The sequence below is a fragment of the Oceanirhabdus seepicola genome, from assembly GCF_023684385.1.
Classification (GTDB): Bacteria; Bacillota; Clostridia; order Clostridiales; family Clostridiaceae; genus Oceanirhabdus; species Oceanirhabdus seepicola.
In genome coordinates this window covers 590,975-612,897 of record NZ_JAGSOJ010000003.1, presented here as the reverse complement: position 1 = coordinate 612,897, position 21,923 = coordinate 590,975, and the positions used below count along the sequence as shown (strand labels likewise).

The following is a 21,923-nucleotide window of genomic DNA, read 5'->3' as shown; positions in this document are numbered from 1 at the left end:
AAAGTGCATACTTCAATAAGTATACAATTATAAACTATAATGAGTTCATAGTAAATCGTTTAGAAACTTATCTATTTACATAATTTTACTTTCGTTGACTTTGAAAAGGAGGATTGAGAATGAAAAAAGTTGGAATCACAACAATAAATTATGTGTCAAATCTTGGTTTCTACAGTAACGGCGTAAACAAACAATATCAAGACAAAATCATTGAAGCAGGTGGAATTCCCATTTTAATCCCTCTACACGAAAACAATGATTATGATCAACTAGAGAAATTTGCTGAATTTTATTCTAATGATCTCGATATGCTTTTACTCGTAGGTGGAACCGATATCACCCCAACTCTTTATAATGCACTAATTGATAAAGAATGTGGTGACTTTGATATTGATCGCGATACTTGGGAAATGCTGCTTATTCAAAAATTCATGTCAAAATCAAAACCAATTATGGGAATCTGTCGAGGATTTCAATTGATAAACGTCGCATTAGGTGGAACCCTGATTCAACATATGGATAATTATAATTATTCGAAACACTGGCATAACATTAATAGAACTCATCAAAAGGCACATGATGTAAGTATTTTAGGTAACACTTTGCTAAAAACACTCGGTGAAAAAGTAAATGTAAATTCATTTCACCATCAGTGTATTGAGCATTTAGCTGCTCCATTGAAGGAGAATAGTGAAATCGGAATTTCTTCGGATGATGTTATTGAAATCATCTTTAATGAGAGTCTGAGAATCCTCGGTGTGCAATGGCATCCAGAAATGCTTCACCGTTCAAGTGAAACGGACTCAATATTCCAACTCTTCATGTCCTTAGCCACAAATAATAATGTATTAAATAATCAACTTGGGAACAAAAGAATATCCTAACAAAGATGCGAAGTATATTTTGTAATAATGGGTCGTGTTGACCTGATTGTGGTTCTCTCAGTGGATTCCAAGGATGAAGTAGTTTGCAAAATAAACGAGTATACTGACTTGTTATATTTTTAGTATTTATTTTCGCATTTCATATTTAAATTGGTTAAGAGAATCATGCTAAATCATGGATTAAGTGTGATTCTTATACTTTATAATGAACGATTATTGTAATCATACCATAATCGTATTTTCATTGTTTCTTCAGTTCTGTTCCTCATGCGTTTCGCAATGCTTTTACCTCTTTTTTCTAACCTCTCTCGGCATCTTGCAAAGAGCCAAATCCATAATATTTTACCGTTTAAGTAAGTCTCAACTGAGGTAGGATGATATTTTCAAATTTTAAATGCCTTTTCAAGAAAATTGAAAATGGATTACTCTAACATTCAATATTTTCCGTAGTTTTGTCGTTTAAAGCCACTCATTTTTATAAAATAACTATTTAGCTAGTACACACTTTAAAGTAACTAGTTACTTCAAAGTGCATACTTTATTTAATATCTCTATGCCTTTATAATAACCTAAGAAAAGAAAAACTCAAATGAAAAAGGTGGAAAACATGTATGAAAAAAATATCATTGTTGTTATTAGCTACAGCTGTAATATTAATGGCAGTAGGGTGCAGTAATTCAGATGTAGCATCAGAAAAACAATTGCAAAAGGAGGAAACAAAAGTGCTTATAAGTGCTGTGGATGCAAAAAAAATGATTGACGAAGGTGGGAAAATAACAGTTTTAGATATTAGAGAAACACCAGACTATATGTCGGAACATATTCCTAGTTCTATTAATATTTGGAGATCCGATTACGGAAGTACAAACTATGAAATTGCTGGAATGAGAGCAGAAAAAGAAAAAATGGAAGCACTCCTAGGAAGTCTAGGGATAGATAATGATACGATGATCCTACTTTATGATAATAAAGGTGGTATTGACGGTGCTAGACTATTTTGGCTTTTAGAAATGTACGGTCATGAAAAAATGGCACTAATCGATGGGGGTATTCAGGGATGGAAGGCTTCTGGATTAGATACAACTACTGAAAAAACAAAAATTACTCCTGCTGAATACAAATTCAAAGTTGATATAGATGAAAGTAAATTAGCCACTTTAGAAGATGTAATGGCAGCAATAGATGATCCAAACGTAATCATACTAGATGTACGTTCATTAGAAGAAGCTACTGGAGAGCGTTTAATGCCAGGTGCTTTCAGAAAAGGCAGAATCCCAACAAGTATTCATTTAGAATATAAAGAAGCAATTAATACAGGTGAAGGACAAGATACCACATTTAAGACAGTAGAAGAACTAAAGGCAATATATGAAGCAAAAGGAATTACAACTGATAAAACAATCATTCCTTACTGTCAATCAGCAGTACGTTCTGCGCATACTACATTCGTATTAACTGAATTATTAGGTTATGAAAATGTTAAAAATTATGATGGTTCATGGGTTGAGTGGAGTTATAATAAAGAACTACCCATTGAAACAGGAGAAATCAAATAATAAATTAGTATAAAATAGGAAATATCTCATAACCATCAAGCTAATCTATACTAAAGTTTGATGGTTATTTTAAAAGTATTTTAAAAGTTTCTACTATTCTAAGTATAGTTTAATTATACCACGATATCGGAATTAATAACCAAATAATGTATATAATATGCATTAGAAACATGAGTGAGGAGGAAATTCTTTGGAAGAGATTGTAGAAATACAAACAAAAAGTAAATCAACAAGATTATTAGCAGTATCGGTAGGACATTTTATGAATGATTTTTATGTAGCCATTGTTCCTCCAATATTATTTTTGTTTGCTACGGCTTTGTCACTTAACATGACGGAGCAGGCTGTTGTTGCTGCGGTAATAACTTGCAGCGGTTCTTTTGCTCAACCCATCGTAGGTTACATAGTTGATGAACGTGGAAAACCATGGTTATTAATATTATCAGTTGTTTGGATAGCAGTATTGATGAGTATATCTGGCTTAGTTACTAACTTTTATTTACTAGTATTCATTACAGGACTAGGTGCATTAGCTTCTTCTTTATATCATCCATTAGGCTCAGCTTTAGCAGTTAGCTTAGGAAACAGTTCTAGGGGTAAAAGCTTAGCTATATTTATGACAATAGGAGGATTTGCAGCTTCTGTTTCACCTATTATTACTATACCCATTGTACAAAAATATGGTCTAGCAAAATTAGCTTATCTTATGATCCCAGGATTTATTGTTGCTGGTATGATGTATATGGCACAAATACAGAAAACTGAATTTCAGCATAAGACAGTAAAAAAAGAAGGAGAACATGGTAAATTAAATTTTTATACTTTAAAATGGTTGTCTGCATTAGTATTTATAGCGACAACGAGAATTATGATTGCAAGGGTACTTATAAGTTTTGGAGTGCAATTGTTATCATTGAAGAATATTGATTTAAAGAGTGCTAGTATTGTTTTGTTTTTGTATTTACTTATAAACTCAGTAGGTACTTTAGTTGGAGGACATGCAAGCGATAAATTTGGTTATAAAAAAACATTTATTATATCCAATTTCGTATTATCATTATCATTAGTAATGCTAGTGTTTGATACAGGAATCTCAGTAGTTATTTGGTTTGTACTTATAGCATTTAGTTCGAGCAGCGCAAACACATCAAATATTGTAATCACACAGGAACTAATACCACAAAATCTAAATTTAGCTACAGGTTTAATTATGGGCCTAGCTGGAGGTATTGGAGGATTAGGAATCATATTGTATGGAAGAATAGCAGACTCCCAAGGTTTAATATTTGCAACTACATTGTGCTTGATTCCTGCTGTTTTAGCAAGTATTTTCACTATGTTATTACCAGACAGACAAAATAATGGGCATAGTTGATATGTAAACGGTTAATAACTGTCAATGTCATTAGTTATTAACCACTTGCCTAACTTGCAAGGTAATTAAGTCTTTCTGCATTTAATCAATCTACAAATATAGGATAAATACTCGTAATCTGTTATTTTTTCTTAATTAAGAGTAACATCTTTATCATAAAGCAGAAAATTGCGGTACTTATATTAGCTATAAATTCATCCATTACCTCTTTACCTTTTTCCCCCAGTAATAACATTGCCCTTCCTTTAGCCGCTTTAATAAAAAGAATTTTTTTCACTCAAAAACTTTCTTTTACTATTGACGTACAATTGCATTTTTGAAACTATTGAGTCTCGTATTCATTTTGCTTTGTTTTGGCTTTCTTACTTTCTTCTTTAATGGCTTGCACACTATATAAAGCTATCAATATGTCCCTCTCACCTTTCAATAATTTTGTATTTGTTACAAACTCTAATTATTATATAATCATATTCTTGAAATGACATCCTTTAGGATTTACTCCTTCACAAATAATTGTTGAATGTGTTCTAAACTCTATTCATAAAAACTTCTTAATATTTAATCTATATAATACTTACCTTCCAATATCCTATAATTCTTAAACTGTATAGTTCAAGGAAGGTACAAAACGTCATCCTCCCCATGACATCTATGATATGAGCTTTTTGCTAAATACTAATCTTTAATTCGTCAAATCAATGTATTAACGATTAGATTATTTCTTCAGTAAGTTTATAAGTTCTAAAGCACATTCTTTCAAACTGAATCTTTTGACTTGGTTGTTCTTTAATCTCTCTTAGCTTAGTTCCTTATGTATCAATTTGATAATACTTCTTTCCACCATCAGAAGAAATAAATTGAGTACATTCAACCTAATCATGTACTCAATTTATTTCTTCTGAATATTCAACTTTCTTACCCTTGCCATCTAAATACTCCTTTCTAATTTAATAGTACACAGAGTCATCTCATTGTGCCATACTACTTTTGATACGGTTCATCGCTATTTATCCTAAAAAAATATAAATAAAAAAACCACAAAGTTGTGGTTTTTAATGGTGGAGGTGAATCGCACTAGGCGAAATCTACTATTTATTATTTAGTATTCTAATATACTTATCATAGATACCTTTCTCTATTTCTTCATTCTTCGTTGTATTAAAATCAAACTTTATTACATTTCTTCCTTTAAGATTCCTTCTTTAATATAAATCTAATATGCTAATTTTATTATTTTGATTATTCTCTTTATAAAAGTCGTAAAATATTCCACATTTTTATAAGTATAGAGTCTTTATCCTCCTCTTTACAATTAACTAATCAACTATATAGGCAACAAATTTTGATATTATTGGTACTATAACTAATGCCACTGGAAATGATACAACAATGCCTATAACACTTCCACTTAAAAAAGCTTTTAGAAAGCCTGCGCTAAATCCAACATTTATAATTGCCATCGCAAGACTCATTGATAAACTCATAAAAAATGACGTTAGAAATGCAAATAAAATCTTTTCATATTTTTTATTTATCTTCATAAGTTGTGCTCCCTTCGTTTTTTAATCTTTCTTTAATACTTTTATTGACATCTTTTGTAAAGTTTTTGTAGTAATATTAACAGATGATTCGTCAATATTAGCTTTTATGATACTATCCCAATTTTCAAGTGCTTTAAACAATTTTTCTTCAATTTCTCTTGATTTTTCTGTCAAATAAACTCTCTTTATCCTTTTGTCATACTTGTCAGTTCTCCTTAATACATAATTTTTCTTTTCAAGTGAACTTATGCTCCTTGCAACTGCACTTTTATTTATAAAAAGCTGTTTCGACAAATCATCTTGACTCACACCATCATCCATAAATAACTCAATAATGTAAATGTATTCAGAAGAACTAATATTCAATTCTTTTAATTCTTTATTAATATAAACTTGGAATTGTCTATAAAGAACTGATATCCATCTCCCCATTAAATTTTTACTATCATCCATTTCACCACTCCTTTAGTTGACTTAACAACTAAATCATACTCAATAATAGTTGATATGTCAACTATTATTGAGTATATGTCATGATCGCATAAAAATTACTATAGTATATCTATTAATTTATGCTACAGTTCACAGCAATTATCTTAAAATATCAAATATAAAACCACGACATCAAGTCTCGGTTTTATATGGTGGAGGCGAATCACACTAGGCAAAATCCGCTAAGTCTATAATTTAATTTTTATTCTACTAGTACAAATATTCCAAACATACAATAGCTCTAAAAATCCAACTAAATTTCGCGAGCAAAATAATTTGCTTCATGGATTGCTTCCCATGCTCTACGAGCACGTCTTGCATCTCCGATGCAATATATTTCAGATATTCTTTCTTCTAAATCTTTAAATATCTTATTAGTAGAAGTATAGCCTAATGCTAAAACAACTGTATCTGCTTCAATTTCATATCTATCCCAGCTATTACCAGCAACTATCACTCCATTTTCTGTAATCTCTTCAATTTTAGTATCAGTCTTAATCTGTAAACCATTTTTGAAATGTGTTGGGAAAATTTCTTCATTAGCAAAAAGCATTGCTAAATCTATACCAGACATATCTGCTCCAACTTTTGACTGCATTTCAACTATAGTAAGCTCTTTTGCCATACCTTTTTGCATTATCAAATCAGCAGTTTCTATTCCAACTTCACCAGCTCCAGCTACAACAACTTTTTCACCAACAGTTACTTTACCAAGTAAAACATCTTCAGCAGTAACAACGTGTGGTTGTTTAATACCTGGAATCCCAGGTACAAGTGGTCTAGAACCTGTTGCAACTATAATAGCGTCTGGCTTCATCTCTTCAACCATCTCAACTGTACCTTCAGTATTAAGACGGATATCCACTCCAAGCTTAGTACATTGTCTTTCAGCCCAACCACAGAATGATCCTAGAGTTTCTTTACCTATTGGAAGAGAAGCTATGTAAAGATTTCCACCAACGCTAGAATTCTTTTCAAGTAGTGTTACTGAATGTCCTCTAAGTGCAGCTACTCTTGCAGCTTCAAGTCCAGCAGGGCCTCCACCAATAACTAAAACTTTTTTAGGAACATAAGCTGGAATTAAAGGATTTTTATTCTTACCAACATTAGGATTTACTGTACAAGATAACTGCCAGTCCATCATTTCTCCACTTACGATACAGTTTCCACACTTGATACATGGACGGATATCTTCAACATTTCCTTTTATAGCTTTAGCACATGCATTTTCATCTGCAATTATTTGTTTTCCTAGTCTGATAACATCAGCTTTACCATTTCCAATAGCTTCATTCCATATTTCAGGGTCATACTCTCCTGCTGTACGACAAGTTACCGGAATATTAAGAATTTTCTTGTAATTAACAGCCTTCTCGAACATACCTTTAGGTTGTCTTCTGTACCCACCATGACATTTAGTAGAGTGTAATGTTTCATATGCTCCATCTGCTTGTAAATCAAGATATGTAAGACCAGCTTTTTCAAGAGCTTTAGCTAATACAAGTACATCTTCTCTAGTTATCCCACCAGGTATTAAATCTGACTCTCCTACAGTATAACCTATAACATAATCAGGGCCGCATTTTTCACGAATTCCTCTTACGATTTCTAATGCTAATTGAATACGTCTTTCTCTAGTTCCACCATACTTATCTGTACGCTTGTTATTATATCCTGAGAAGAACTGTTGAAGCAGGTATGATGTAGCACCATGGATTTCTACTCCATCAAATCCACAAGCTTTAGCTAAAGCAGCAGCATTGATGAATTTATCTCTTATGTCCTCGATTTCATTAACTGTTAGTACCTTAGGCTGTATAAAGTGACCTAATTTACCTAAATCTTGACATGGAACTCCAGAAGGAGATACAGGATCTGTTCCAAACATCCCTGGATGTTGTAATTGACCAACAATAAGTGAGTCATGCATATGTACTGATTCAACTAAACGACGAAGGCCTGGACCGAAATTTTCATCCCAAATAGCAATCTGTGGCTTAGTCCATACATGATTACCGTCAACAGCTAAAGCTTCAGTTGTAATTACACCTGCTCCACCTTTTGCACGAGATGCGTAGTGTTCAATAGTTTTTTCAGTTACTTCACCTTGAACAGATGCAGTACGAGTCCATAAAGGTGACTCCCAAACTCTATTTTTTGCAGTAACACGGCCTAAGCGTAATGGTTGTTTTAAAGCACTTAGATTTTTACTCATATAAATCTCCTCCTCTAATGTAACATTTTGTATTTTGAATTACTTTGACAATAATATAACACAACATAAACAACTATGTCAACTCCATATTTGGAGTATAGATTCTTTTTACAATTTTTATATTTTTGTTCTTTTTACATATTTCCCATGATAATTTCATAGTTATCGCCATAATTTGAAACTATAAAACCCACAAATTTTGAGTTAAAAAAGATTATTAATAAGATGAAATATTTATCTAGATAGTGACTTTAGCTATTTAATAAGGTATGATAGATACAGGTATATTGGGCTTAGATGGTATTAATATGATTAAATATTTAAGTTTGTAAGTAGTATAATTACTTTAATCATTTAATTAAGTACACATATGAAATCTAAAAGGAGGTAATTTAATATGGCAAAAGATAAGAATCCACGATTACAGGCTAGAGTTACACCTGAGTTAAAAGAAATAATAGATAAAATGTTAGAACATTTTAATATGACTCAAGCTGAATTTATTGAAAAATATTTACCAACATTATTTCTTGCCTTAGATAAAGAAAAATATTTAAGTTTAGTTAATGAAGTGTATTCAAATAATAAACTTAATGATATTATAAATGTTGTAGATAATGGTTAATTTTCTACCCTTATTTTTATTTATTAAAGTTTTTTAACCTATTTTTTATCAATTTTAATTAATATCTTATTAAGATATTAATTAAAATTTTTTTAGGTAATATATAACGATCTTCTATAGTTAAAATGTACCCTATGGAGTAGACTTTTTTTAAGTGTCTACTCCATAGGGTACATTTTATTTAAAGCCATAACTCTCTTCAAAGTCTTTTTCTATTTTAATATTGAGTTTATAACGACGTATCCCCTAACACCCTATCAAATACCAACTCTTACCTTAACACCATTAATTTGCTCTTTATTCTTAAAATCATCACCATTTGAGCTAAAATTAAAAAAGCTTGTAAAGTGCATGAATTCAAGGATTACAAGGTATCTTTTCGTTGTATTCCTATTACACACTCCACATGGGTAGAGTAGTCATTAAAGATACTAACAATAAAAGTTTTAACATCAATGAATTGGGTGGTTGTGTTTTGTTTTTTATACTTTATGTAACATTCAGTGCTAGACAATAATATAGTAATTCACAATAAGAACCTTAAAGGTTCACTTAATTAGTATTTGTAATTAATGAGTCAGAAAGTTTATTACATATGACATATAGCTCATTTTATTATGTAACTTTTAAATTTATATTTAATATATTAAAGAATACGGCACAGCCTTGTTATTATGAATATGATACTATTTTGATGATATCAATGACTTATTAATTCTTGAAATCCCATTTAATATTAGTCTTCCAATCATTCCATATACTCTTTAGATTCTTTACTAACCACTCACCACCAAAAGTTGTTATGACTTCATGTGATACATATATTATCCAGTCCATATTTTCATCAAACCATAGGCACTCGTTATTCAGAAATATTCATCACTACGCCAAAAATCATAGTCCATAAAATCTATAATTTCACCTTTTAGAATTATTATTTCTAACTATTTTACCAATAACTCTATATTCATACAATCACGCAGATATCTATACTTTTACGTAATTACCACCTTTTTTATAGATGAGAACTTTTGTGACACACTGAAAATGTTATTAAAATGGCTGAAGCCCATTGATATCAAGCTATTTGCATTCTGTCCTCACGATACACTCAACATGTGGTGTATTCGTTAAGGAACACATTTCTTTGTCTTTTTTACTTGTCTTAAATGCCTTCACATCTTTACCTTTTAGTGAATGGCTCATACCTGATTTAAATATGAAAGTTAGCATGTAAGGATCTGTATTACCTTCTTCATCAATTCCACTTAATATAATTTTATTAACTGCACTTTCAAAAACTACTCTGTCAAATTCTTTAATTGGTTTATTACTATCAAATACTTTTCTGAAACTATTTATTCTTTTTTTAATATCAACAGTTTTCTCCTTAGAAGCATTCAAATCAACTTTTTCAGCTTTTAGTCTTTCTAATACTATTGAAAACTCTAAATATTTATTTTCATAAGTAACTTTATCAATTATACCTTCAATTTTCATATCAACTAGCTTGTCTATCTTATTTTAATAAGAAGTAATTTCTCTTTGAACTCTTTTTAACTCTTTAGCAACATTAGTATTATTAAGACTTTTTTCTACTGTTTCCATGAAATGTGAAACTATATCTTTATTTTGTAAGCAAAACATATTAACAGCTTCTGGGAAAGCACTTTCAATAATCTTTTCATCTATTCCTTTACTTTCAGGGCAATATTTCTTACCTTTCTTAGTAGATGTTCGACAATGCCAAACGACCTTTTCGTTTTTATTTTACTATCCCATCCACGTCTATTTACTGTACCACCGCAGAAGCCACATTCTATTTTACTACTAAAAGCATACTTTCTGCTGTATTTTTCTCTTATTCCTTTATTTCCTCCTTTTACGCTCTCACTAATTCTCTCCTTTGATCTGTTAAAACTGAAAGCAAGCCTTAAATGGCTAAAAATAAAAGCAGACGTATTCATCATTGCTGCTAGACAAAAGCTTGCTTTCAGTTGGCGAATATCTTTTTGCGTTGTTTTTGTTGAGGATGATTCAAGTTAAAAACCCCGCAGCAAGCTACGAGATTAGACCTTTGGTTTTTTACAGATATACTGATATTTTTAGAACCAATTAGGTTACTATTCACACCTTAGTACCGTGAGGTGTTTTCTGACCTTTCTTATTTTTTTGCATACTTGCCAGCTCGCTATCTAGCCATATTTCTAATTCCTGACTTATATCAAGTAATGATTCATTCAAAGAAAAACGAAACCCTTCACAACCTTTTTGGCAATTGCCGTGACCGGTGCCATTTTTTCTATCGCATCCATATCCTTTAAAGATCTTTTCCCGTACAGACTCCGGGAACTTCTCGATCACATCAGCATATTTTGAGGTATTTTTTGTTTTAAGGATCATACGGTAACCGTTGTGCAAGGATGTAGAAAACCTCCATATTGCTTTACCTTTATATGAGTAGATAAAATGAATACACATGAACCCTAATTCTACATTACATTTCATTCCCGATTCCAGATAATGTCCATGAAATTTTAAAACGAATTCTTGCAAAGGAACAGAAAAGGGATAGACAAAGTCTTTCATAATAGAGTCGACTTGTGTATCCTCATTTTTCAGCATCCTGTAATCGCATCTCATTAAAATATCGTCATTTTTGCGGGATGATAGTTCATTCTGAGCAATCCCCAAAACCTTCAACCCAGTAAGCATAATGTGATTATCAGGATAAGTAATTCTTATTGCCTCAATTTTTGATACATCAGGTTTTTTCACACTCAAGTCAATACCATCAAAATCAATACCGCATTCAGTGAGAAATCGCATACTTTTAATCATTTGCGGAACAGAAATTTTTGTAGTTGAATTTTTATTGAGTGATCTTTTGAGGCTAAGCATTTCCCAGCCATTAACCAACAGAGAATCACATTTCTCGGATAATATACCATGCTGACCTATATTCAATAGTATACTTTTAATGTTATTTAAGAACGGAAACTCCACTGTCAAAGTTGTTTCATCTGAAAACTTGTTCTTGCCTTTCTTAGGTATGTCACATAAACTGTTGTCAGCGATTAAACGATCACAAAATCCATATAAAAACTCTCTGAAAGCAAGTACACCTTTTCGTATGTCCTCTTCCTCTGAAATGTCTTTAAACATAGATTTGATTGTATATGTTTCAGGAATATTCACTGGTATTAGTTGTTTCAGACATTTTGCCATATCCCCCATTGTTTTTTCCATGTGAAATTCTCCTTTCATTTTGTTTTTCCCTTAAATTGGACTACATCAGGATTAAGCACTTTATTTTACTGCTTTATTAATAAAATCGATGTCATACATCTGTTCACCGTATTTTCTTTCATTGTCAATGATGGTACCTTCTGTGAGGGTGATACGAAGAACGATTGAGTTAGGATTGTCCTCATCGCCAACCTCATCGAACCAGTTGAAAACTTTTTTGAACTTCGCTCTGATTTCCGCATTCTTCTCGTCCTTGACCCAACCGAGATTTTCAGCAATGCCGTGAAGAGCATAATCCTCCATCCCGCAGACAGAAACTCCGTTGTTCTTTTCAATTTGCAAGGTTTTGTTTTTTCTCGCGTCCGTGGAAACATAAAAAACACCGTCTTCATAATAAGCACAAACCATACGTGCAGCAGGACGGGGATTCCCAGCAGCGTTCGCAGATAATGATATTGTGGCAAGGGCAATAACCACCTCTTTACCGTTTCCGCAACGTTCCTCCATAAGTTTGATTGCATTTTCGTATTTACTCATTTTTAACTCCCTCCAATAATATTAATTCTCTTTTTAACTACTCTAATGTTGTAATTTTCATTATAGTTTATCAAAGTGCTTAAATATCATCTTTCAGCTTTATAGGAAAATATCTTTGCATCTGTTTATAGCCAAGTCCTTTTTCTATGTCTTTATAGACAGTATCTCTTCCATCTTCATATAAGTAAGGCATATTGAACATAACATCGCGGTCTTTGTCAAGCTCAAAATTTGTGGTTTCAATCCATCGGCGAACTTTATCTTCCACTTTATGTATGCTCTCGTTATCTTCGTCTATACTCACTGCCATAGCGTATAACCCTCCCGAAAAATCGAACAGTTTAAAAGGAGTTACATCCGCATCGGTAACACAATCTTTAACGGCACATATCCATTCTGCTTTGTCATTTCTAGAAATCAAAAAATCAAAACAATCGAAAATTATACTTTTATACAAATGACAGTACTGCCACAATTGATACATATATCCGCCTTCTTTGAACATTTCCCCCCACGGTTGTTCCCCGCACGTTACCGCTTTGAATTCCGGTATCCTAACGACCATTATATCAGGAATTTTTTTATCTAATTCTTCAGTTATTTTAATCAATCGGTTTACATTGGAGGGCTTGCCAATATAATCAACGCTTATTAAATTTGTTTCAATCTCTTTAGCCTTGTTATACAGCAGTTTTATGTCAGAGTTGTCTGCAAAGTTCACTTCTTCGATTTCGTGTATAAAATCTAGGACGATCCCCTTCAACTCATGCAAAAGTGCAACCTCGTCGTCTATTCTCTCCACTTTTTTCCCCAGCACTTCTAAAACTACATCAGTACCGGAAGTGTTGAAAACACGTTGAATGTCTTTTATACTGATATTCAACTTGCGTAAAATTAGTATTTGTTCAAGCCGCCTAACAGCGTTTTCGTCGTACATTCTATATTTGTAGTCATCACTTCTAGTGCTGGACAGTAATCCCATGTCCTCATAATAACGCAGTGTTCGGGCTGTTATGTCATACTTGCTTGACACATCTCTGATTTTGATTAGGTTGTTCATTTGTTTTGACCTCTTTTCTTAATTGTAATGATAAACTTAGTATAAAGGATTACCCAAAGGAAGAGTCAAGAGGGTAATGCTATTTTCTGGCGAAAATATAAATACCGTTAATGCTAACTTCTGATTATTGATATAATTAACCTAAATACGTAACTACGCAATTAACTAAAACTAAAATTTTTACATTTTAATTGTTATCATCAAAATAACATTATATAGTAATATTCTACAATAACTTAGATACACTTTCTAAATAATCATTAATTTTACAATTAATTTATTATTTAAATTAATATACAAAAAACAACAACAATTTCAAATAAACAATTTACAAAACACAAAAAGACCATGAAATTTCAGCCATAATAGCTATCTTCATGATCTTTCTTTACTTTATATTTAATTTTGAATAACATATCCCCTTATCCCCTATCACATACCAACTCTTACCTTAACACCATTAAATTGCTCTTTATTCTTAAAATCATCACCTTTTGTGCTAAAGTTAAAAAAGCTCGTAAAGTGCCTGAATTCAAGGATTACAAGGTATCTTTGCGTTGTATTCCTATTACACATTCCACATGGGTAGAATAGTCTTTAAAGATACTAACAATAAATGTTTTAAAATCAATGGTTCGGGAGGGAGACCACTGAAAAACCGTATTGTATTGTTTTAATCTAAAATTAAAAATAAAAATCCACAATCCTTCGAATAATTTTAACCGATAGGTTGTGGATTTTTATCTATATATGTACTTTTATTATCTCTATCTTAGTCCATTAACTTGATTATTCTTTTCATGTTTACTGCAAATATAGTTAATGCTCCTTGCATCTGCATGCCGATTAGGCCTGACGATGATGCAACATCATAACCATGCCTTTGCTTTAATTCACTATTTTTTGCTTCAATTTTATATCTTTCTTTTGACTTATTTTTAAAATAATCACTTTCTTGAAATTCCATATGTTCCTTGTGGCTATTGTTTTTAATTGAAACAGAATAAGATTTTGTTTTTGCACCTTCTTTATAACAACCATCTTTAAATGGGCAAACCTTACACTTTTCAACATCAAAAAAGTATGATAACACCGTTCCACTTCCGTCTTCTGCATGTTTTTTTGGACGGGTACTAGTTTTTTTGATACTCATATGCCCGGCTTGACATATATACATATCAGCATCTTTATTATATTCAAAAATATTGCTGTTTCTTCTATTTCCATGAGTAACAGATTTATTTAATTTTGCGATAAGTTTAATATTATTTTCTTTAGCAAAATCAATATTTTTTTTCTCTGAATAAGCGGCATCACCAATTATATTTTCAACTTCAATTCTAGCTTCAGAACTTTTTTCAACAAGTGCTTTAAGTTCTTTACCATCATGTTTTTCGCCTGAAGTGACTGTTGCTGCTGTTATAATTCTTTCTTCTGTCATAGCTATGTGAGTTTTATATCAAAAAAAAGAAGTATCATATGTTTTGTGTCCAACCTTTGCATCGTCATCCTTGGATAACTTAAGTTTTTCAATATCATCATCAACTGTTTCTTCTAATAAATTTAATTTTTCTCTAACTACAGGATAGCTTGATATTAGTTCATTTTTATTGATTATTTCTATCAGCTTTTTACAGTATTCAATCTCATCTTCCAAAATTCCATTGTCCACTTTCTTTGGAAAAGACTCTTTTAGACTTTCGTCTATAGAGTATACTGCTTTACGAAGCTCTTTTGAGTATTCCATTAAAATCTCTCTAGGAGTTTTCTGATTGTATCTTGATTTTGAATGAGTTGCATCAACTATGATAGATTTACTTTTGATAATTTTATTTTCAATTGCTATATATACAGTTTTGCTTATTAATAAATCCAGCAAGTTCATATCTTTTAAGCGAAGCTTTCTAAATTTAGTTAGTGAACTTGGCTCTATCACACACTCCTCCGGAGTCATACCTAAGAAGTATTTAAAAGACATATCATATCTTGATCTTTCAACAACATCAACATCTGATAGCTTATAGATAACTTTCAGTAATAGATATTTGAACATACGTATCGGATCAATGGCATTTCTTCCATTATCATGACAGTACTTATTTTTGAGCTCATCATATACAAATGAAAAATCAACTAATTCGTTCATTTTTCTTAACATGTTATTCTTTGGAACAATCATATCGTAAAGTTTTGTATATTCGCTAAAAGCTAACTGCTGATGTTGAATCATTATAATCACCTATCCTTATTTGATGGAATAATTATAACACAAAAGCTTGATTATCATGAATTCTTTCATGATAATCAAGCTTTTAATTTATGACCACTTTTTCAGTGGCCTCCACAAAATGTGGTGCTCTTAGTAAACATATATACAATTGCATCAATTACTCCTGCTACCACAGTGGCAAGAATAGCTTGAAATAATTCTTCTTTTCCAAATCCATCAAAGATTTCTGTTTTTGCTTTTATACCTTGTGGAATGTATAGGGTTTGTTTTTCTAATTGTTCCATAGGTTAACCTCCATACCTTATTACTAAAAAATATAGACCAGCAATTAGCAAATCTATGTTTTTTACTATGTTTTTATTTTTAATTTAGGTTGTGTTAGCGATAATGGTTTATATATAAATATTAAACAACTATATTTTTTCTTCAAAATGAACACTACTCTTTTGTTGTGAACAATTGATTTCTTTATTTAGTTCATTAAATTAAAGAATATGCGAGCTAGTTCGTATATTTTTTTGCAATTATATTCTGGGTCAGGTTATATTACTTTGGCATTTTATTCTGTGAAATAGTCTCAAAGATTCTAGAATAAACATCTTTAATATTTTCTTGATTTTTAATATCATTGTATAAACCGTATCCCCAATACTTTAACTTATTATCACGATACATAATACCTGTTGCATATGTTTGGTCAGATATATCTTCTGCCTCCTCATATGAAAGGTCTTCCTCTGTAAATGGAACATAACTCTTTTCAGTCTGAATAAAAAACAACGGAATTTTAGACTCCTTGTAAATAGATGCGTATTTTCCTTGTGCAGCTTCAAATAAGTTATCTTTAGTAATGAAAATTGCATCATACTGAGAATTAAATGCCTCTTTTTCTAAATCAGAAAATTGTATTTTCAAGAATGTAACTTGTTCTTCCAATATCTTAGGGGACTCACCAATAATTCCAATACTTAATACCCTACCATCATACGGATTTGCTTCTACTGATTGTCGTTGTACATTGCTACAAGCTGCTAGTATACCAAGTATTGTGACTAATAAAAAACAGCTCGAAATTCTTTTCATAATTAAAAGTACCCCCTTTATTTATTTGATAGATTTATGGTTGCACTATCTATGAACTTAATTTACTTTGCCACAATATACCGCAATACTTTTTAAATATTAGTTCATCTAATAATACGATTATGTCTTAATACATTATATCTTCTTACGACTCATTTCAAACATATTATTAAATAAAACCATTAAGACATAGTACTCTGTTATTATGTGACAAGTAATTTCTATATCTAGTAAATTAGAATATTTCGTATAAAACATTGTACTATAAAATTATTCTCTATTTGAAGAATTTATCACTTTTAGATACTTATTAGTAAAGTCTGATAGAGTATTTATATCTATTGCAATATTTTCAATAATTTGTTTTGCTTCTTGGTAGGCCGTGTTGTATTCTTGTTCTGTGATTTCACATTTATCAAGAGCATCTTTGAGTTCATCTTCATCAAGGAGTAATATTTCAGAATTGGGTAATACAACTACATCTAAAAATAAATCATCAAAAAATGGTATTCCATCTTCACTAACACCCTTTTGTTTAGTAATATCAAAATACCATTGTACTATTTGCGTATTATTATTATACATTGCTGTTAGATGATAATTACCATATATTGGCAACAGTTCAAGCCATATATAGCCATCATCAACAAGACAATAGTCCTTTCCCAGCATATTTTTTATCAAAGGTTGCTTAACTTTCTCAATATAAATCATAGAAACATATCCATTAAAATCAATGTTTTTAATATATTTTGTACTGAACTTTTTTTGTAAAACCCTTGTCCAATTAGGTCTATCAGCATACATTCTTTCAATCAAAAAACTCAACCCCCCGTTAGTTTAAATTTTTTTTCTTTATTTGTAATTCAAGTTAGGTGATAATATATTACTATTATCCCTTAAAAATTATTATTTTGTTGCAACACAATGCAAACATTTTATCCAACAATTATTACTTCTATATTATACATTATTTTCCTCTATTTAATCAAAATTTTCACAAAATCATGGTGCTCTAAATAAATATCAACCTTATTCCCTATCACAACCTATTTTTTATATACATATTCATGAGTAATACCCCAACACCAAATCCTTAATCCCCCATATACTTTCCGCCAGCACATAAAACATCACTGAATTCTTAAGCCTTTTCTTAAACATAGCACTTTCATCCTCTGAAACTCCCATTCTTATAAAACAATAAACTACTCTTAACACTACTCCTACTCTAATGAGCATTACAAAAGCATTTGCCATTTCTTTTACTAATTCCATTACTTTTTAAACGCTCCTTTTGCCATTTGTACTAACCGTACAGATTGATATACATTGCCCATAACTCCTGCACCATGTCCACCTGATACAATAATAAATTCTTGTAAGAACCTTGGAGTTTTTATAGCTAGCATTAAGGCTGCAACACCCCAAAATACATGAGTATTAAGCATTAAAGCTACTCCTACTTTTGCTAGAACAATCTGTACTAATACTGCTAAGGTAGATTGAAAGAACTTCTGAATATATGTCCTGAATGCGCCCTTATCTGCATCTAATAATCCAACACAAGCTACTGGAAGACCTATACGAAGTATTAATATTTCCATTCCTCTCATTAAAAATTGAAGATACAAGAGAAAGAAACATATAAAAAATATCAGTGAAATAATAGCTGTAAATAGTCCTGCACTTGATATTCCATTAATTATTGCTGTGAAATCTGTTACCATACCTTTACTTACTGCCATTATCAATTTATCTGTTAAATCTTCAATAATTTCACCTAACCAACTATATAAGGTTGGAAAACATACTGCTATTGCTAGTGATTTAAAGAATCCTGTAAGCATAAGTATAGGATCTGCATCAGCATCTCCTTCTGACCAAAGAATGTACTGTTCAAAGCCTTTCTTTAAAAACTTAAGTACTATTAGTGAAACTCCAAATCCAAAGAAAATATTGAATATCTCAGTTAAACCATTAGTTCCAAGCATTGTATCCATATATCTCTCTGCATATAAAGCGATAGGTACTAAATCATTTAATATTGAATTTACATAAGTAAGACAACCACTTAATATTCCTGCAATTAATAGCACTAATAAATATTCCATAGATCACCTTCCAATATTTAAAGGGCTTAAGTTTTATAAGCAAAAGCCCTTTAAATGAATAATTAACCCTTAAAGTTAAACATCTCTTTAATTCTTTGAGTTAAAGTAGGAAGAATAGTATCTTGAAATAGAATATATAATCCTCCAAGAAGTAATGCTCCAATCACAACGGAGATTAAGATTTTTACCGCTGTATCAACAAAGCCCTCACCGCTTTTACTTGTGAGAGCTTTCTTTACCTTTCCTACCATATTCATAGTCTTTATTTGTGTTGTTAATATTAAATTTCTCATATTATCATTCCTCTTTTTATTATTATAATTTTTTTATTTATTACTTCTATAGATATGCCTCATCAAAATTAAATTCAAGATATTCTGAAGCATGAAGAATACTTCAACATTTATTCTTTGTTCTCTATTCTTTATTCTTTATAGATAAATCTACGAAGTAGTTTATCTATAGTAACCTATAATAAGGTTTAATGTTGCTGAACCTAGTACTGCTCCAATACATGAAATAATCGCTGTAACTATTCTGTTATTCCATTTCTTTTGGTCCATCTCGTCTGCTGCACTTCTTCTAATACAGAAATATATAATTAAAAGTCCTGCTAATACAGGAGCAAGTATCATTAGCCAAGTTGTAGTATCATTAATTAGCTTTTCTGTACCTGTTACAATTTTGCTATTACTGACACCCTCTACAGCATATACTGGTGTTGACATCATACTAGCTGTATAAATTGCTACTAATGTTATTACTATTTTTTCTTTTATCTTCTCTAAAAAATTTTTAATCTTTTTCAGCATAATCATTTCCTCTCTCATTCCCTGTTTTATATCTGGTTTTTTGAGCTTTTGTAATCTTCTCTTGTAATCCTGTTATTGAATTTTTTGTAATGTTTAATTGGTCATTAGCCGTGTAATAAAGCCACACTCCCCATAAATCCATATCATCCATACTCGCACTTCTTACTTCCCTACTGTTTTCTCTTAATTGTCTAACCTTTCGATTATGTTCCTGATCTCCTAGCCCAAAGATTTTATTGAATTGCCATTTTGATAAGTCTGGTGAATACATAATTGCAGGATTATTTCTTGATGTTATCAAGCTATAAGGTCTTGAAATAAGTCTTATTTCATCAACTGTAAGTAAAGCTCTATGGGTAAGATTTATACTATGTGAACTTGATGGAGTACTATATTTCCCGTGGGAAGCACTTAATGAATAAGTAGCTACTGTATAATTTCCTAGTTTCTTTGATATTTCTTCTAAGGTTTCAAGATCATCCGCCTGAAGATAAATCCAGTTTTCACAGTTTCCCTTTATGGTCTTCGCCACCTCCTTTCCATACTTATCATCAAGCTGTGCAAAACTCTGTAAAAATAAATTAAACCTAATTCCTCTACCCCCACCAACGGTAAGTTTATTTGAGAAATCAGGTATTTGTGCAAAGTTTCCAAATTCATCAAGCAAGAAGTTTACTCTATTTTTTAATCTACCACCTCTTTCATCTGCACTTTTTACAAGGTCTATATAATGCTGTGTTATAAATAAACTAGCTAAGGAGTAATAAGTTGTTTTTTCATCAGGAAGAATAATAAATATAGCTCTTTTTTTATTTCCTGTTTCCTTAGGCTTATAATCACTTACATTCGTCATAGAATTTATAAGTGGATTAGTAAAAAGTCTTAAAGTAGTAAGTGCAGCTGTAAAAAAGCTTCCTCTTGTTTTACTTGGTGCAATTTCTGATATAGCAAGTAACGCTTTAGCAGGATGTGTAGGACTCAGTTTTTTCATATACTCAACAATAGGCATTGAGTTCCCCACAGCCTTGCACATTTCACTTATGAAATAATAAACGTTAGTCATATTTTGATATTTTCGATTTTTTCCTTCCCTATTGTCATAAACTACACTCATAATGGCACTGGCAATAATACTTGCTTCACCATCTGTCCATATTCTTTCACCTTTTGACTCACCTACAAGCTGAGAAGTTAAATCCCATGTAGCATCAATAGCCATTGCTATATCATTGTTGTCCACTGCTTCAATTACAGGCTCTAAAAAATTATATCTATCACTCTTTAATGGATTCTTGAAATCTATAGCAATAACTTCGTATCCTAACCTTTCTAAAAAAGGATAGGTATATTGATATAACTCACCCTTAGGATCACTTAAAATCATACTTTCACCTGCAAGAGCTAAGCTTCCTATGCTTTGAAGTACCACTGTTCTTGTTTTTCCTGAACGTGTTGCACCAATGCATAGACTGTGAACATCATCACCAATAAAAGATATTTTTTCTTTACCACCTTCCTTCCTACAACCGAGTACTATACCACCCTGCGGTAAAATACCTTTGGAGCATTCACAAATACTTTTGGTTGTTTCATTTGTATTTTCAGCATTTTTCTCTTGTTTTTCCAATATTGATTTTTCTTGAACTTCTTCTTGCTTTTGTTTATTTTCTTCCTTCTCATTTTCACATTCCCTTCCTTCCATGATTTCTTGTACATCATCATATCCTTGCTCTATTAATATTTTAACTTTGCTATCATTGGGGTTTAAACTAAAACTCTCAAAAGCTATATCCTTCTCTTTTTCTGCAAGCCACTTTGCTGAACCAAACTGTTTTTGTCCTGCTGATACTGGTGTAGAAATATTAGGAGTTATTTGCCTTAATTCACTTTGATAAGGTTTGTTATTTGCTACAAAGAAAAATATTGCAAATAAAACTGCAAATCCATTTAGGCATAATAAAAGCAGTAAGTGCTCTTTACTTACCGCCATGCTATGAATACAAATTATTAAATTGGGAATTTTAAAAACTGTCATTTGCTTTGAAAGCAGCTGATGAATTATTGTTGAAAAATAGAGATTAAATAGTATGCCACTCACTAATATGAGCAGGCTTATTAAAAGTTTCTTATTTTGGAGTTTAATAGGAAGT

23 protein-coding genes and 1 pseudogene are annotated in these 21,923 nt (G+C 31.3%); 4 read left to right on the top strand and 20 right to left on the bottom strand.

Annotated elements, in window-relative coordinates; genetic code table 11:
• Nucleotides 1–119 precede the first annotated feature (119 nt).
• From KDK92_RS16625 to KDK92_RS16615, 3 genes are all read left to right on the top strand, one after another.
• On the top strand, nt 120–884 hold the full coding sequence (locus KDK92_RS16625) for a gamma-glutamyl-gamma-aminobutyrate hydrolase family protein (protein ID WP_250860469.1): 765 nt from the start codon (nt 120–122) through the stop codon (nt 882–884).
• Between the two features lie 611 nt (nt 885–1,495).
• Nucleotides 1,496–2,440: a sulfurtransferase gene (locus KDK92_RS16620; RefSeq protein ID WP_250860468.1), complete on the top strand. Its 945-nt coding sequence runs from the start codon at nt 1,496–1,498 to the stop codon at nt 2,438–2,440.
• Nucleotides 2,441–2,630: 190 nt separating this feature from the next.
• Nucleotides 2,631–3,815 (top strand): MFS transporter, encoded by a 1,185-nt coding sequence (locus tag KDK92_RS16615; protein WP_250860467.1) that lies wholly within the window; start codon nt 2,631–2,633, stop codon nt 3,813–3,815.
• A gap of 121 nt (nt 3,816–3,936) precedes the next feature.
• Here KDK92_RS16615 and KDK92_RS16610 read toward each other — a convergent pair whose 3' ends face one another.
• The 4 genes from KDK92_RS16610 to KDK92_RS16595 form a co-directional block, all read right to left on the bottom strand.
• Complete coding sequence (locus KDK92_RS16610; RefSeq protein ID WP_250860466.1) at nt 3,937–4,092, bottom strand: hypothetical protein; 156 nt, start codon at nt 4,090–4,092, stop codon at nt 3,937–3,939.
• 1,039 nt (nt 4,093–5,131) lie between these two features.
• A complete protein-coding gene (locus KDK92_RS16605) occupies nt 5,132–5,356 on the bottom strand; it encodes a DUF2798 domain-containing protein (protein WP_250860465.1) in 225 nt (74 codons plus the stop codon).
• 21 nt (nt 5,357–5,377) lie between these two features.
• Complete coding sequence (locus KDK92_RS16600; RefSeq protein ID WP_250860464.1) at nt 5,378–5,809, bottom strand: MarR family winged helix-turn-helix transcriptional regulator; 432 nt, start codon at nt 5,807–5,809, stop codon at nt 5,378–5,380.
• A gap of 292 nt (nt 5,810–6,101) precedes the next feature.
• Nucleotides 6,102–8,063, bottom strand: a complete 1,962-nt coding sequence (locus tag KDK92_RS16595) for an oxidoreductase (protein ID WP_250860463.1) — start codon at nt 8,061–8,063, stop codon at nt 6,102–6,104.
• A 397-nt stretch (nt 8,064–8,460) separates the two neighbouring features.
• Between KDK92_RS16595 and KDK92_RS16590 the strand changes: the two genes are divergently transcribed.
• A complete protein-coding gene (locus KDK92_RS16590; protein WP_250860462.1) occupies nt 8,461–8,688 on the top strand; it encodes a hypothetical protein in 228 nt (75 codons plus the stop codon).
• Nucleotides 8,689–9,399: 711 nt separating this feature from the next.
• Here KDK92_RS16590 and KDK92_RS24630 read toward each other — a convergent pair.
• The 16 genes and pseudogenes from KDK92_RS24630 to KDK92_RS16520 all read right to left on the bottom strand — a co-directional run bounded on the left by KDK92_RS24630 (nt 9,400) and on the right by KDK92_RS16520 (nt 21,916).
• Nucleotides 9,400–9,525 (bottom strand): hypothetical protein, encoded by a 126-nt coding sequence (locus tag KDK92_RS24630; protein WP_276576012.1) that lies wholly within the window; start codon nt 9,523–9,525, stop codon nt 9,400–9,402.
• Nucleotides 9,526–9,771: 246 nt separating this feature from the next.
• A complete protein-coding gene (locus tag KDK92_RS16585; RefSeq protein WP_250860461.1) occupies nt 9,772–10,188 on the bottom strand; it encodes a hypothetical protein in 417 nt (138 codons plus the stop codon).
• Nucleotides 10,189–10,212: 24 nt separating this feature from the next.
• Nucleotides 10,213–10,335, bottom strand: coding sequence for a hypothetical protein (locus KDK92_RS24625; RefSeq protein ID WP_276576011.1), 123 nt, complete (start codon nt 10,333–10,335; stop codon nt 10,213–10,215).
• Between the two features lie 41 nt (nt 10,336–10,376).
• Nucleotides 10,377–10,658 (bottom strand): hypothetical protein, encoded by a 282-nt coding sequence (locus tag KDK92_RS16580; RefSeq protein ID WP_250860460.1) that lies wholly within the window; start codon nt 10,656–10,658, stop codon nt 10,377–10,379.
• A gap of 157 nt (nt 10,659–10,815) precedes the next feature.
• Nucleotides 10,816–11,937 carry a hypothetical protein gene (locus KDK92_RS16575; protein ID WP_250860459.1) on the bottom strand — a complete coding sequence of 374 codons (1,122 nt, stop codon included), beginning with the start codon at nt 11,935–11,937 and terminating at the stop codon, nt 10,816–10,818.
• 60 nt (nt 11,938–11,997) lie between these two features.
• Complete coding sequence (locus KDK92_RS16570; RefSeq protein WP_250860458.1) at nt 11,998–12,474, bottom strand: pyridoxamine 5'-phosphate oxidase family protein; 477 nt, start codon at nt 12,472–12,474, stop codon at nt 11,998–12,000.
• A 79-nt stretch (nt 12,475–12,553) separates the two neighbouring features.
• Nucleotides 12,554–13,534 carry a helix-turn-helix domain-containing protein gene (locus tag KDK92_RS16565; protein ID WP_250860457.1) on the bottom strand — a complete coding sequence of 327 codons (981 nt, stop codon included), beginning with the start codon at nt 13,532–13,534 and terminating at the stop codon, nt 12,554–12,556.
• 772 nt (nt 13,535–14,306) lie between these two features.
• A pseudogene (locus tag KDK92_RS16560) lies at nt 14,307–15,764 on the bottom strand (IS1182 family transposase).
• A gap of 101 nt (nt 15,765–15,865) precedes the next feature.
• Entirely contained in the window at nt 15,866–16,048 is a 183-nt protein-coding gene (locus tag KDK92_RS16555) for a hypothetical protein (protein WP_250860456.1), read from the bottom strand.
• Between the two features lie 262 nt (nt 16,049–16,310).
• Nucleotides 16,311–16,847 (bottom strand): transcription elongation factor GreAB, encoded by a 537-nt coding sequence (locus KDK92_RS16550; RefSeq protein ID WP_250860455.1) that lies wholly within the window; start codon nt 16,845–16,847, stop codon nt 16,311–16,313.
• 270 nt (nt 16,848–17,117) lie between these two features.
• The gene (locus KDK92_RS16545) at nt 17,118–17,666 is read right to left on the bottom strand and encodes a ribonuclease FAU-1 family protein (protein WP_250860454.1); all 549 of its coding nucleotides are present in this window, start codon (nt 17,664–17,666) and stop codon (nt 17,118–17,120) included.
• 249 nt (nt 17,667–17,915) lie between these two features.
• Entirely contained in the window at nt 17,916–18,125 is a 210-nt protein-coding gene (locus tag KDK92_RS16540; protein WP_250860453.1) for a mercury transporter, read from the bottom strand.
• On the bottom strand, nt 18,125–18,961 hold the full coding sequence (locus KDK92_RS16535; RefSeq protein WP_250860452.1) for a conjugal transfer protein TrbL family protein: 837 nt from the start codon (nt 18,959–18,961) through the stop codon (nt 18,125–18,127). The genes KDK92_RS16540 and KDK92_RS16535 overlap by 1 nt, the downstream gene beginning before the upstream one ends.
• A 62-nt stretch (nt 18,962–19,023) precedes the next feature.
• Nucleotides 19,024–19,254, bottom strand: coding sequence for a DUF6133 family protein (locus KDK92_RS16530; RefSeq protein ID WP_250860451.1), 231 nt, complete (start codon nt 19,252–19,254; stop codon nt 19,024–19,026).
• 162 nt (nt 19,255–19,416) lie between these two features.
• Nucleotides 19,417–19,773, bottom strand: coding sequence for an Mbov_0395 family pilin-like conjugal transfer protein (locus KDK92_RS16525; RefSeq protein ID WP_250860450.1), 357 nt, complete (start codon nt 19,771–19,773; stop codon nt 19,417–19,419).
• Nucleotides 19,757–21,916, bottom strand: a complete 2,160-nt coding sequence (locus tag KDK92_RS16520; RefSeq protein WP_420852345.1) for a VirD4-like conjugal transfer protein, CD1115 family — start codon at nt 21,914–21,916, stop codon at nt 19,757–19,759. The genes KDK92_RS16525 and KDK92_RS16520 overlap by 17 nt, the downstream gene beginning before the upstream one ends.
• Between the last annotated feature and the right edge of the window lie 7 nt (nt 21,917–21,923).